This window comes from Streptomyces sp. bgisy100, assembly GCF_057709105.1.
In genome coordinates this window covers 1-13,408 of sequence record NZ_JBYITE010000027.1, presented here as the reverse complement: position 1 = coordinate 13,408, position 13,408 = coordinate 1, and the positions used below count along the sequence as shown (strand labels likewise).

Below are 13,408 nucleotides of genomic sequence, written 5' to 3'. Positions count from 1 at the left end.
CCGCTGACAGCGTTGTCCACCGTCCGCGGAGCGTCTCGCGGACGATCCAGGGGTCCGGATTCCGCCACCCGCCCGCCGCATGGCGCCGCGGCCGCACATAGCGGCACGCACAGGGCTTTCCCGACAACGTGTCCTCATGTCCGCCGCATTGCTCACACGCCATCGTTTCAGGTCCCCGGGATGCTACTGGTCGTTAATGCGGACCCACTATGCATGAGGCATGTGCCCGGAGACAGGGGTGCGGCGCATCGAATTCCGATCGTCCGGTCAGCCCCCTTCCATCACGGTCCTCAGGTCTTTGTCCAGTTCTTTGGCCAGGTCCTTCTCGTCCCCGCCGTTCTCCAGCCGGCCGTGCACCAGGGTCTGCACCAGCTCGGTGAAGGCCGCGTAGTACGGGGTCACCGGCCGCGGCCGGGCGCGGCCGAGTGCCTTCCGCAACGCTTCGGTCCAGGGCGGGAGTTTCCGGCTCCCGGCCTCCTCACCGCCGGCCTCCGGGCCCGCGCTCGCCTCCCCGTCGGCGCCACCGGTACGGTCCCCACTGCTCCCGGCACCCCCGTCCGCACCGGAGGCCGACCCCTCCTCCCCGGACCTCGCCTCCTCCCCGGACGTGGCCTCCTCCCCGGACGTCGCCTCGCCGCCGCTCGCCCCGCCGCCCCCGGACAGCGAACAGCGCGGGCCGGCCGCCTCGTAGGTCGCCTTCAGCACCGGGGCGAAACCGGCCTCCAGCAGGCAGCGCTGCTGCGCCGGCCGCACCAGGAAGTCCAGCAGCCGGCGGGCGTCCTCCGGGTGGGCACTGTCCCGGGTGACGGCGAGGTTCTGACCGCCGAGCACCGACGCCCCGTTGGCTCCCCGGCCCGGCAGCGGCACGACGCCGAACTTCCCCGCGACCTTCGACCCCTTCGCCGCCAGCACGTTGTACACGTACGGCCAGTTGCGCATGAAGGGGACCTTCTCGTCGCGGAACATCTCCAGGCTGTCGCGCTCGTCGGCGGTACTGGTCTCCGGCGGCATCAGGCCGTGGAACCGCTGGAAGAGATCGGTCAGCCCCGCCTGGGTGTCCAGGCTGGCCGCCACCACCTTGCCCGTGGTGTCGACGAGTTCGCCGTCGGTGGCCCAGACGGCCTCCTGGGCGTTCACGGTCAGCCCCTCGTAGGAGTCGAGCTGGGTCGCGTAGCCGTACGGGAAGGTCTGCTTCACCTGCCGGGGGTCCTTGGCGTTGCCCGCGGCGGTGTCCAGCTCGCCCCAGGTGGCGGGCGGCCGCCAGGTCGGGTCCTTCCAGATGTCCTTGCGGTAGTAGAGCAGCGCGGCGTCGGTGTTGAACGGCACCGCCCAGACCCGGTCCCGGAAGCGGGCGGTGTCCGCCACCTGCCCCCACATGCCGTGCAGCGGGTCGCCGTCGAGCGGGCGGATCAGGTCGCCCGCGGCGAACTCGGCGGTCCAGGGCACGTCCAGGTTGACCACGTCGTAGTCCGCGCCGCCGGACTGGAGGGCGGCCACCAGCTGGCTGCGGGCGTCGTCCGCCGCGGCCGGCAGCCGGACGATCTCCACCCGGACGTCCGGCTGGGACCGGTCCCAGGCCTCGATCAGCCGCTGCCGCACGGGGCCCTGCGAGACGTCGGAGGCGGTCGCCACCCGCAGCACCCGCTCCTCCCCCGGCGACGGTTTCGGGTCCGGTGCCGCCCGGTCCCCGCCGTCGCAGCCGGCGCACAGCGCCAGCAGCACCGCCCCCGCCAGCGCGGCGCCACGGCTACGGCTACGGCTACGGCTACGGCTACGGCCCATCGTCGCTCGCCCCTCCCTGCACCTGGTTGGCCACCTGCTCGGCCAGTGCCTCGGCGGCCTTCTCCGGCCGGCCGGCGTAACAGCCCGCCGAGGCCGGGTTCTCGAACCGGCGGATCCCGGCGGTGCAGCCGTCCAGCCGGACCGACAGCACCAGCACGCCCGTGCTGCCGTCGCGCCCCTGCTCCCGGCCCAGGGCCTGGGCCGCCGCCCCGCCGCTGTCGCCCAGCGGCCGGTCGTCCCCGTCGGTGATGAGCACGATCAGCGGCCGCCGGTCCCCGCGGGTGTCCCGCAACGCCCGCTCCAGCACTTCGTGGACCGCCGCCCCCTTGGTGACCAGCCGTTTCCTCGGCGACGACGCGAGCCAGGCCAGGGCCTTTGCCCGGGAGTCCCCCGGGGTGCCGCGCGGGACCTCGGTACGGGCCCGGTCCGGATGCCGCGCCGACCCCGGATAGGTCCGGATCCCGTAACTGTCGCGCGGGCCCAGACGTTGCAGGGAGCCGCGCAGTGCGGCGTCGGCCATCGCCAGCTTGTCGCCCTCGGCCATCGACCACGAGACGTCGACGAGGAAGAGGACCTGGCCCGGTTCGCGGGTCTGGGTGTACTCCTCGACGACGGTGTCCGCGGTGCGCCCGTCGGCGGTGCCGGTGACCACCGGCACGTCGGCCAGTACCCCGCTGATCTCCGGGTCCTTCCAGGCGTCGCCGCGCGGCGGGGCGGGGCGGCCGTCGGCGCGGGTGCCGCGGACCAGTCCGCGCAGGAACCGGCCGCTGCCCGTGCCCGTGAGCCAGGTGCGGAAGTTCCGGACGGCGGCCGTGCGCCGGTCCGCGTCCCGGGCGCCCTTCCAGCGGACCTCGGCCACCGGCAGGTCGAGGGCGGGCACCCCCGCCGGGTAGTAGGCGACCAGCCGGGACTGCTCGTCGGCGGGCCGGCTGTTGTCGCACGCCGAACCCGGGCGGCTGCCGAGGTTGAAGTCGGCGACCGCCTTCTCCGAGACCAGGGCGGCGGCCTTGCCCAGCCGGGGTTCGCCGGGCCCCGGATCGTCGAGGTCGCACAACAGGCCGTCGGCGTCCGACGCGGGGGCCGTCCGCTGCCGCAGCCGCCGCTCCACGCCCTCGGCGTCGCGGTCCGCGCCGCCGGTGAGCCGCCCGTCGCGCGCCTCGTACAGGCCGACGGTGTGCTGGAGGGCGGTGCCGGAGGTGTCCGGGTCGGGGCGGAGCAGCGGCATACCGGGGGCGACCTCGGCCATGGCGTCGAGCAGGTCGTCCCAGCTGCTGCCCGTCCGGTGCACACCCGCTTCCGTCAGCTTCTTCTCCAGCGCCGCCGGTACCGCGAGGACCAGCGGGGAGTACCCGGCCGGGCCCAGCGGCACCACCCGCGCGGGGCCGTGGTTCCGGGCGATCTGCCGCTGGATGCGGGCGAGTTCGGTGCTCGACCCGGAGACGACGAGGTCCGGCTGCGGGCCGACGTCCTGCAACGGGTCGGCGCACAGGGCGGCCTCCGCGTTCCCCTCGGCTTCGTCCGCGCCGGCGCTCTGCGGTGCCGGGGAGGCGGACGGGCAGGGTCCGCCGGAGACGGCCGGGGCCGGTGCCCCGGTTTCCGCGTCCCCGCGCTTCCCGGCCCAGGCGCCGGTCGCCCCGAAGGCGTCGACGGTCTCGCCCGTCCCGGCCTCGTAGACGGTGATGTTCGTCCGGCGGCAGTCACCCCGGGCGCCGTCGTCCGGGCCGAGCGGCACCCGGTTGGCGGGGCTGCGCAGATAGGCGGCGACGGCGTGCCCCACCGCGGCGCGGGTCTCCGGACCGGCCATCAGCCGCAGTTCCAGGGGCGGCAGGCAGCCTGCGGCGCCGTGCCCCGGCCCCGACCCCGGCCAGGCCAGGTACACCCCGGTCCCGACGGTCAGCAGCAGGGCCAGCGCCCCCGCGACCGCGGCCCGCCGCCCTTCACCCAGCCACCGGAGCAGCCGCGGCCGGCCGGGCTCGTCCCCGCCGTGGGGCTCCGTAGCGGGAGCGGGAGGCCACGGCGGTGGCGTGGGCAGCTCCGGGGGCAGCCTGCCGGGCGGCGCAAGGTGCGGGACGAAGCGGGAGATGACGATGTCGGGGCCGACACCGCTGCTGCCGCCCTTGGGCCCCCAGCCGTCGCCGAAGTTCACCGGCCAGTCCTTGGTCGCGCGGTACAGCCGGTCGTACAGCCCCTGCATCGTCAGTGCGCGGCTGTCCCGCCCGGTCTCCTCCATCGCCCGGATGACGGCGTCGGTGAAGCGGCTGCGCGGATCGCCGTCCCCCGCGTCCACCCCCTCCGAGGGCTGAGTCCTGGTGGGCAGCGAGGAGGCCAGGGTGTAGTGCCCGCTCTGCCCGACCGCCCGGCCGTCGATGGCCACCCCGGAGTTGCAGCAGTCGAGGATGAACACCGCGTGCCGGAAGTGCATCCGGTCCAGCGTCTTGAGCACGTGGGACCAGGCCACCGCGGTGCCCACCAGGTTGACGTCGAGGTCGGCGTCCTTCGTCATCAGATAGAGCTGGTTGTCGAACGGGTCGCGGTAGCCGTGCCCGGCGAAGTAGACGAAGAGCAGATCGGTGGTGTCCTCCGCGACCCGCTTCAGCTCCCGCAGCCACTTGCCCTGGCTGGGTGAGGTGAGGACCGTGATCGCGTCCTCCGGCAGGATCCCGCGGGTCCCGTCCGGCAGCTCCGTCTCGGCCAGCGCGGACGCCAGGTCCCGCAGATTGCGGTGGACGTAGTCCAGCGGCTCGAATCCACCGTCCGCCACGTGGGGCACCCCGACGAGGAATGCCCGCGAGCCCTTACGGTCGGGGACGTGCGCGGTCACGGCTCACGCACCACCGGTCGTACCGGACTCCAGCTCCGCGCCGACCCGCGCCACGACCTCGGGGATCCGGTCGGCGGTGAGGTCGTCCTCGGTGATCCGCACCGGCGGGCGGCCCGCCACCCGTACCGTCACCACGGTCCGGTTGCCGTGGCTCAGCCGCACCCGGCTGCGCAGCCAGCCCATCAGGGCGCCGACCATCGCCCGCACCGGCTCGTCCAGGGTCGACACCGCGGCATGCGCCGCCAGCGCGACCATCAGGTCCTCCAGCGCGCCCGCCCGGCCGGGCGCCGACTCCGACTTGAATCTCCAGTGCTGGGCGAAGGACTCGTCGTCCTTCAGCCAGCCGGCGATGCCCTGCAGCTCTCTGCCCGGGTCCGCACTGCCCTCGACACTGATCCGGATGTCCACTCCGCCGCCCCGTCTCCCCCGCGCCCCACCGGACGCACACTGTCCGTTGCCACTGCCTGACGCTCCGCCAAGTCTGTTGGTTCCGGGACCGGATGGCCAGTGCCGCAGGCAGAAGCCACGGAACCGGGAGTGCGCGGCCGGGCGACGGGGCGTACGGGGGCGGGGAGAGGCGCCCGGGGCGGGGACGGCGCGGGGCCGTGTACGGGCGGCACCCGCGTACGACGGGGCGAGGCGCCGGGCCGCGCTCCCTACGGACCGGTCGGCCGGAGCACGGACCGCTCAGCCGCGCGGGCGTGCGGGCGTGCGGGCGTGCGGGCGTGCGGGCGTGCGGGCGTGCGGGCGTGCGGGCGGAGGCTTCAGCCCACGTCCGGGCAGGGCGTCCCGCGCGGCAACTGGTAGGGCGAGGCGATCCGGTAGGTGCCGGCGCGCGGCGCGTGGAGCTCGGTCCACTCGTCCTCCGGCGCCCCGCCCGGGGCCGGCCGGACCGTGCTGGTGAGGCAGCCGTGCAGGTTCGCGAAGCCCCGGCCGTCCGCGTCCGGTTCCGGCGGCTCGACCCGGTTTCCCTCCCGGTCGACCAGCCCCAGCCAGGGCGAGTACGGGATCCGGATGAGGACCGGGCCCGCGGAGCGGACGGTGACGGTCAGCTCTCCGGCGTCGGAGTGCCGGACCACGGCGGGCGGGTCGGCCAGCGGTGTCGGGTCCGCCACCCGGTAGAGCTTCCAGTTGCGGTCCGACCAGACCTCGGTCAGATAGGGCAGGCCGGCCCCGACGAGCTTCGCCTCGTCCTGTCCCGCGAAGTCCGGCTCGTCGTGCGACAGCACCACGTACCGCACGGCCCAGCGCTTCAGCCAGGCCCGGTAGCTGTCCCGGGTGAGCGTGCCCTCCTCGTAGAAGAGCGGGTTGCGCTCCCGGTCCGCCTGCCGGTTCCAGCCGCGGGCCAGGTTGACGTACGGGGCGAGCGCGGACGCCTCGCGGTGGCTGCGGGCGGGGACCACCTCGACCCGGCCGCGGTCGGCGTCGGACCGGTCCAGCCGGTCGATCAGCGGTGCGACCTCCCGCGCCCAGGACGCGGCCGGCCTGGTGTTGACGACGTCGCTGACGGTCTTGACGGTCTGCCAGACCGTCACCCCGACGACGGCGACGCAGAGCGCGATCCAGCGGCGGGAGCGGTGCGGGGTCCGGGGCATCGCCGCCAGGAACACCACCCCCGCGAAGATCAGCGCGAGGCGGGTGACATTGCTGCCGATCTGCGAGTCGACGATCCAGCTGAGCAGTATCCCCAGCGCGTACACGGCCGAACAGAGCCGCACCGTCCGCCAGCCCGCGGGGACCAGCAGCACCCCGAGGACGGCGAAGGCTAGCGGCAGCACCACGCTGCCGAAGGTCATCGGCTGGGTCCCGGAGAACGGGAACAGCAGCGCGGACACGCCGACGACCAGCGTCGGGGTCACGCCGAGCGCGTAGGCGGCGGCGCGGCGCCGGTCCAGGAACAGGGCGGCGGCCACCATCCCGAGGAAGAGCCCCGCCACCGGACTGGCCGCGGTCGCCAGCGCCGCCAGCACGGCGGCCGCACCGGCCCGGGTGTACAGCTGCGCACGGGAGCGCCAGGTCCGCGGCCAGGAGAAGACCACGGCGACCGCGCCCAGGGCGAACATCAGACCGAGGCCGAACGTCACCCGGCCCGATATGGCGTTGCACACCAGGGCGAACGCGCCGGCGAGGGCGGTGGGCAGGGGGTGCTTCACCGCGCCGCAGCGGGTGAGGATCAGCGCCAGCAGCCCGCAGGAGAGGGTCCCGGCGATCATCATCGTGGTGCGCACGCCGAGCACATGCATCAGGTACGGCGAGATCACGCTGTACGAGACCGGGTGCATCCCGCCGTACCAGGCCAGGTTGTAGGCCGAGTCGGGGTGCCGTCCGGCGAACTCCGCCCAGGCGTCCTGGGCGGCGAGGTCGCCGCCGCTGTTGGCGAACAGCAGCAGCCAGGCGATGTGCAGGAGCGTGCCGGCGAGCAGGGTGAGGACGACGGTGCGCGGGAAGAGGCGGCGCAGCAGGGCGCCGCGGGGTGCTGGGCGCGGTGTTCCGGCCGGCCGTCCGGCGGGCTCCGGTGCGCCGTCCGGTCCGGGGCGGCTCCCCCGGACCGACGGCTCGTCGTGGCCGCGCGGCAACTCCCGTCCGCCCGGTGCGTCCTCGGTCCGGGGGCCGTCCTCGGTCGGGGAGCCGTCCACGGTTCTGGATCCGTTGTCGGTCCGAGGTCCGTCCGCGGCCGGCCCGGCGGCCGGGCTCCCGTCGTGGTGTGCGCCCTCGGTGCGGTCGGCGCCCGGTGCGGCGTCCTCCCCCCGGCGCATGCCGGGCACGGCTATCCGCCCCTTCACGGAGCCGTCGTCCTCGGCCCGTGAGGGCTGCGCGGTCGTCACTGAGACTCTCCCCGTCTTCCCGGCGTCCCGCCCCCGCGATCACGCCACCCGGCTCGGGCGCGGTGCTCCCGGCTGGTCGGGCGGGGACCACACACGGATCGGCGATCGTGACGCTAACACGCGGCACCCGCCGTGCCGGGGACGGCACGGCGTCAGGCGCGCGCTCGGCAGCGGGCGCCCGACGCTCCGAGGGACGCCGTCAGGGACGGGGAGGTTGCTCTCAGGTCCCGGGCTTCCGGCCGTAGACGAAGACGTCGTCGCCCTTCTTCAGCAGGCTCCAGTACTTCTTGGCCTCGCCCTTGCGCATGTTCACGCAGCCGTGGGAGCCCGGCGGGGACCAGACGCTGCCGCTGATCGAGTGGAACGCCTGGCCGCCGTCGAAGAACTGGCTGTACGGCATGGCCACGTTGTAGAGCGTCGACCAGTGGTTGATGTTGCGGTGGTAGATCTTCTTCGCGCCGGTCCGGGTCTCGTACCCGTTGCGCCCGGTGCGCACCGGCACCGGGCCGTACTTCAGCTTCCGGCCGTCCTGGATCCAGCTGAGCTGCCGGGTCAGGTCGACACAGGCGATGCGGCCCTTGTCGGTGGGGCACTTCCCGGCGGCGTTCGGGTTGCTGCCCGCGGCCTTCTGCTTGTTCATCAGGTCCATCACGCCCCAGGTCACGGGCCCGGCGTAGCCGATGTTCGGGTAGATGCCGTGCTTCGTCTGGAAGCTCCGTATCGCGGCGCAGTCCGCGGACGACTGCCGGCCGTCCACCGGGCGCCCGAGGAACTTCTCCACCTGCTTCTGGTGCGGACCGGCCTGCGTCGAACACGCCGCCGCCTGCGCCGGCGCACTGCCGAGGCCCACCGCCAGCGGCACGACCATGCCCGCCACACCGAGCGCCGCCCCCACACGACGCCGCACCGCTCCCACTGCTGATCTCATGTCGACCCTCCCCGGGTGAAGTCCTGACTGCTGAGTTGGACAACGCAGGGCGCCCGCCGGTTGCGGTGGACCGTGTCGCAGAAACGTCACAACGCCCCGGCGCCCGCTCGCGGGGAACGGCCGCCGGGGCCCGAACGGTCACCGGGGCCCGGAACGGCCGCCGGGGCCGGCGCCTTGCACGGCGCCGGCCCCGGCGGGGTGGGACGGATCGGCTGATATGGATCAGCCGGTACGGATTCAGGTGATGCGGGTCAGCTTGCTCCCGAAGCCCGGCTCCGCCAGGTCGTCCTGGAGCGCGATCGGCACCTTCACCTGGCCGAGCCCGCTGCCCACGGTCATCGTGCCGACCTCGGTACCGGCCTTCGCGGTGTGCGGAACGACCTTGCCGTTGTCCGTGAGTTCGATGTCCACGGTCAGCCCGGCCCAGCCGACGGCCGTGACGTCCTTGGTCGCGACGACGGGGGTGGTGCCCCCGAGACCGTCGTCGACCTGGCCGACGACATCGCCCTTCTTGACCACCTTGCGGGTCGTCAGGGTGTCGCCCGCGGCGGTGATCAGGGCCTTACTCGCGTCGACGGCGCCGGTCAGGATGGAGTTGTCCGTCGGGGACGGGGGCTGGTTCAGCACGGCGCCGATGATCAGCTGGTTGGTGCCGCCGACCTGCTTCCGCGCCGCGAACAGCAGGTTGCCCTGTGCGGCGGTGCTGGTGCCCGTCTTGATACCGACACCGCTGAACGGGACCAGCCGGTTCCAGTTGTCCTGCTTCTTGCCGTTGCGGTCCACGTAGGACGGCTTGCCGACGACCTCCCGGAAGACCGGGTCCTGCATCGCCTTCCGGCCCAGCTTGACCTGGTCCTCGGCGGTGCTGACGGTGGTGGCCTGGAGACCGCTCGGGTCGGTGTACGTGGTGTTCTTCATGCCGAGGTCCTTGGCGGCCGCGTTCATCTTCTTGACGAACGCCTGCTCGGAACCGGCGTCCCAGCGGGCCAGCAGCCGCGCCACGTTGTTCGCGGACGCGATCATGATGGCGTTGAGCGCCTCGTACTCGGTGAGCTTCTCGCCCTTCTTGGTGTCCACCACGGACTCGTTCTGGGCGCTGAGCCCCGCGTCGTCCTCGGCCTTCTGGTCGACCGGGATACGGGCTCCCTGCTTGCCCGGCTTGAGCGGGTGCTCCTTGAGGATGACGTAGGCCGTCATCGTCTTGGCCACGCTCGCGATCGGCACCGGCTTCTGCTCGCCGAACGTGCCGAAGCTGCCCAGCCCGTCGATCCCCACGGCCGCCTGGCCCTTGGCGGGCCAGGGCATCGTCGGCTTCTTGCCGTCGAAGGCGTAGCTCTCCTGCGCGGTGAGGTCGAGCGTCGGCTCCGGCAGCGGCCGCAGCGCCTGCACGGTGGCGAAGACGACCGCGAGCAGGATGGCCAGCGGCGTCCAGATCTTGAACCGCCGGACGATGGTGCGCACCGGGGTCTCCGGCGGCGGCGGGGTGTTCGTCAGCTGCGCGAGCAGGTCTATCGGCGCGGGCTCGCCCGGCGCCGGCTCGGGCGGCAGCGGCTGCTGCTTGGTCCGCTCGGCCTCGGACAGCGAGGGCGACGCGGCGGACTGCGCGGGCACGGCGGGCTCGTCGGCGGTCTTCACCGCCGACTTCGGCTTGCGCGGGGCCGTGTCGGAGTCCTTGAGGGGGACGAAGCGGCTGGTCCGCTCCGAGTCCGACTCGGGCTTGGCGCCCGGCTTCAGCGCCTTGAACGCCGTCGTCGGCTGATCGACGCCCTTCTTCTCCGCGGGCTCCGCGTCCGGCTTCGCACCGGCCTTGCCGTCCGCCTTCGCACCGGGCTTCCCGTCCGGCTTCGCACCGGTCTCGGCCTGCGTGGCGGCCTTGCCGTCGGCCCCGGGCTTCTTCCCGTCGGCGGACTTCTCTCCGTCGCCGGGCTTCTTCCCGTCGGCGGGCTCGGCGTCGCTGCCGGGCTTGCCCTCGGTTCCGGGCTTGCCCTTCGCGTCGGCCTCGGTCCCCGCCTCGGCACCGGACTTCTGCCCGGCACCGGACTTGCTCCCGGCGCCGGCCTTGCGGCCCGCGGGACGCGTGACCGTGAAGGCCGCGGTGGGCTGGTCGACGGCCGTGCCGTCCGCGTCCGCCTTCTCCCCGGTCTTCTCCCCGGCCTTGTCTCCAGCCTTGTCTCCGGCCTTGCCCTTCCCGGCCGGAGCGTCGTCCGGGGAACCGCCCGCGGCCGCGCCGCCGGACGCGTCGTCCCCGTCGTCGCCCTTGGCCCAGCTCGGCTTCCGGTCCCGGCCGTCGGCCTTGGCGGAGGAGGCGTCGCCGCCCTTGCCCCCGGCCTTCGCCTCGCTCTTGCCGGACGGCGCGGTTCCGCCCTTGCCGGCGGCCGCGCCCTCGTCCTTGCCGGACGGCTTGTCGCCGCCCTCGGCCCGGTCCGCCGCCTCGGAAGCGGCCGCGCCGGACGCCGAGGCGCCCCGGGCCGGCTTCTTCCGGTCCTTGCTCAGGGTGCCGAAGGTGGCCGTCGCCCGGTCCTCGGTGGCATCGTCCTGCGCCGCCTTCGGACCGCCCTTGGGCTTCTCGTCCGAGGAACCGTCCGCACCGGTACCGGCCGCGCCGGTGTCTGCCGCGCCGCCGGCGGGCTTGTCGCCCGCCACGGAACGCTTCTTCCCGGCCGCCTTCCGCGGCTTGCCTCCGGTGGTCTTCCGGTCCGCCGCCGAACCGTCGGCACCGGAGGCCCGGTCGCCGGTCACCGCACGGGGCGCCTTGAACATCGTCGTGGGCTGGTCCACCGCCGCCGCGCCGTCGCCGCCACCCGACTTCCCGGTGTCCTCGGACTTCCCGGTGTCCTCGGACTTTCCTGAATCCTCGGGCTTCCCGGCGCCGCCGGAGTCGTCGGCGCCGCCGGACTTCCCGGACGCGTCCGACGCGGCGCCGTCGCCCGACGTCACGCCGCCCTTGCCCGTCTCAGCCTTGTTCCTGCCGGACTTGCCCCGGGTCCCGCTCTTGCCGGTCCCGGTCTTGCCGGCCTGTCCGGCCGCCGCCGCGCCGGACGCGTCGGCCTCGCCGTCCGCGTCGCCGTCCGTCCCGCTCTGCGCACCGCGCGCGGCCGTCGGCCGCTTCGGCAGGTCGCTGTCGGCGCCGTCCTCCGCCTTCGCGGCGTCGGCACCGGACGGGGCGCTCTCCCCGGAATCGTTCGAGCCCTCGGAATCGTTCGAGCCCTCGGAGCCGTTGGAGCCCCCGGAGCCCTCCGAACCCGCGGAGTCCGCGGCGTCCTCGGCGTCCGAGCCCACGGCTGCTTCCGCGTCCGCGTCGGTACCGGCCACCCAGGCGGCGACCGCGGCACGGAGCCGGGCGTCGCCCTTGTCGTTGCCCGTGGGCGCGTCCGCTCCCGCCGGCTCGTCCGCGTCGGCGCCCTCGTCCGAGCCGCCGTCCTTGCCCGTTCCCGCGTTCGCATCCGCGTGGTTGCCCGCGGCCGACCCGGCGGCGGCATCGGCGTCCGCCCCGGCATCGCTGTCCGCGGCCGGACCCGCGTCCGGCTCGCCGTCCGCCTCCGCGGCACCGTCGGTGCTCCCAACGGCCTTCCCGGCAGGGGGTTCCGCGGTTTCGGACGTGTCGTCCGCGGCCTCGGCGGGCCGGTCGGGGGAGTCCTGGATGACCGAGAGACGCGGATCGCCCTCGCCCCGAGTCGTCTCCCCCGACGACTTCTGCTGCTCCGACTTCTCGGGGGACTCGCCCGCCACCGATGCCTCCTCCACACACGTGCGGGACGCCCGACGCCGCGCCGGCGTCACGTCCCGCTGCTGAACCGCACTTACCAGTTTCCAGCCCGGATACGAGTGCCCCTCGCAGCCACGCTGTTCCGACCGGGTCCGACACCCCCCGAAGGACCTCGCCCACCTGCTAGACGAGAACGACATACCTACTGGTTCCCGTACGAAACACCCAGGCACTCTCGACAGACAAGTGTGAGAGGGGTCACCCTGTCAGACATCCACGCGGGGAGGCATGGATGGGCAGGAGCCGCAGAACAATTCCGGAGGAGCTTCTGCTGCTGGCCCTGGACCCGACCACGGGTACCACGGCGCAGCCGCAGTCGCTCGACCTCGGCCTGGCCGGGGCCCAGCTAGTGGAGCTGGCTCTGGCAGGACGGATAGCCCCGGACGGGGATCGTATCGCCGTGGTGATGCCACGGCCGACAGGAGATCCGACACTGGACTCCGCACTGGAGCTGTTGCGCCGTCGCGGCAGCCCGGTCCGGGCGGTCCACTGGATCGGCGGGCCCCGGCTGGGGCTGCGCCAGACCTACCTCACGCATCTGGAACGCTGCGGCATGGTGCACGCCGTGGAGGGCCAGATGTGCGGAGTGCTGCCGACGACCCGCTACCAGGCGTCGGAGACGACCATCAGCCGGGAGATCAGGACCCGGCTGGACAACGCGATCCGCACCGGTGTGCCGCCGGACCCGCGGACCGCGGCGCTCGCGGCGCTGGCCCACGCGGTCGGACTGGGCAAGCACCTCTACCCCGGCAACGAGGGGCGGTCGTCCCGCTCCCGGCTGCGGGACCTGATCCGGCACGACCCGATGGGCGGGCTCGTCGCGCACGCCGTGATGGACGTGCAGAACGGCGTCGCGGCACAGCCCCGGCGCGCACCGGCCCGGACCGCCGCGAGTGAACCCACCGGCGTCCCGGTGCAGTCCCGGCGCGGAACCATGGCCCGCGTGGCGGCCCACTGACCGCACACCCCACAAGGAAGCAGCGCAGGCGCGGTGCACCCGCACCGCCGACGAGTCATCCGCAGCGCCGACGTTCCGCAGGCCGTTCCCCGGAGCGTCACGCAGCAGGTCAGCAGACCGCTGTCACCCACCGCACCACCACCGGCCCGACCCGGTTCGGGAGCCGCGAGGCGCCGCCGGCGCGGGGACGTGGACGAGGACGCGGTGTCCGTGCCCGGCAGGGCAGGGGCACCGCCTCGCCGCGAACCCTGAAGCGCCGACGCGTCGCACCGCATGGGGTGGGGGGGGGGGGGGGGGGGGGGGGGGGGGGGGGGGGGGGGGGGGGGGG

The 13,408-nt window shown here is 74.2% G+C and carries 7 protein-coding genes; 1 reads left to right on the top strand and 6 read right to left on the bottom strand.

Features of this window, described 5'->3' with window-relative positions:
• Window positions 1-267 precede the first annotated feature (267 nt).
• The 6 genes from AC3EQ1_RS18805 to AC3EQ1_RS18780 form a co-directional block, all read right to left on the bottom strand.
• Complete coding sequence (locus AC3EQ1_RS18805) at window positions 268-1,782, bottom strand: extracellular solute-binding protein (protein WP_432095476.1); 1,515 nt, start codon at window positions 1,780-1,782, stop codon at window positions 268-270.
• The gene (locus tag AC3EQ1_RS18800; protein WP_432095475.1) at window positions 1,772-4,603 is read right to left on the bottom strand and encodes a caspase family protein; all 2,832 of its coding nucleotides are present in this window, start codon (window positions 4,601-4,603) and stop codon (window positions 1,772-1,774) included. Before AC3EQ1_RS18800 ends, AC3EQ1_RS18805 begins: the two co-directional genes overlap by 11 nt.
• Before the next feature lie 3 nt (window positions 4,604-4,606).
• Window positions 4,607-5,011: an effector-associated constant component EACC1 gene (locus tag AC3EQ1_RS18795; RefSeq protein WP_432095474.1), complete on the bottom strand. Its 405-nt coding sequence runs from the start codon at window positions 5,009-5,011 to the stop codon at window positions 4,607-4,609.
• Between the two features lie 356 nt (window positions 5,012-5,367).
• Window positions 5,368-7,428 (bottom strand): MFS transporter, encoded by a 2,061-nt coding sequence (locus tag AC3EQ1_RS18790; RefSeq protein ID WP_432095473.1) that lies wholly within the window; start codon window positions 7,426-7,428, stop codon window positions 5,368-5,370.
• Between the two features lie 220 nt (window positions 7,429-7,648).
• Window positions 7,649-8,344 carry a L,D-transpeptidase family protein gene (locus tag AC3EQ1_RS18785; RefSeq protein WP_432095541.1) on the bottom strand — a complete coding sequence of 232 codons (696 nt, stop codon included), beginning with the start codon at window positions 8,342-8,344 and terminating at the stop codon, window positions 7,649-7,651.
• Window positions 8,345-8,593: 249 nt separating this feature from the next.
• Window positions 8,594-12,085, bottom strand: coding sequence for a D-alanyl-D-alanine carboxypeptidase (locus AC3EQ1_RS18780; protein ID WP_432095472.1), 3,492 nt, complete (start codon window positions 12,083-12,085; stop codon window positions 8,594-8,596).
• Between the two features lie 269 nt (window positions 12,086-12,354).
• On the opposite strand from AC3EQ1_RS18780, the gene AC3EQ1_RS18775 reads away from it, so the two are divergent.
• A complete protein-coding gene (locus tag AC3EQ1_RS18775) occupies window positions 12,355-13,080 on the top strand; it encodes a GOLPH3/VPS74 family protein (protein WP_351514206.1) in 726 nt (241 codons plus the stop codon).
• The last annotated feature ends 328 nt before the right edge of the window (window positions 13,081-13,408 follow it).

Excerpts from the sequence above, each read along its gene's own strand:
- AC3EQ1_RS18805 (WP_432095476.1), bottom strand. The coding sequence starts at position 1,782 with ATGGGCCGTAGCCGTAGCCGTAGCCGTAGCCGTAGCCGTGGCGCCGCG.
- AC3EQ1_RS18775 (WP_351514206.1), top strand. The coding sequence starts at position 12,355 with ATGGGCAGGAGCCGCAGAACAATTCCGGAGGAGCTTCTGCTGCTGGCC.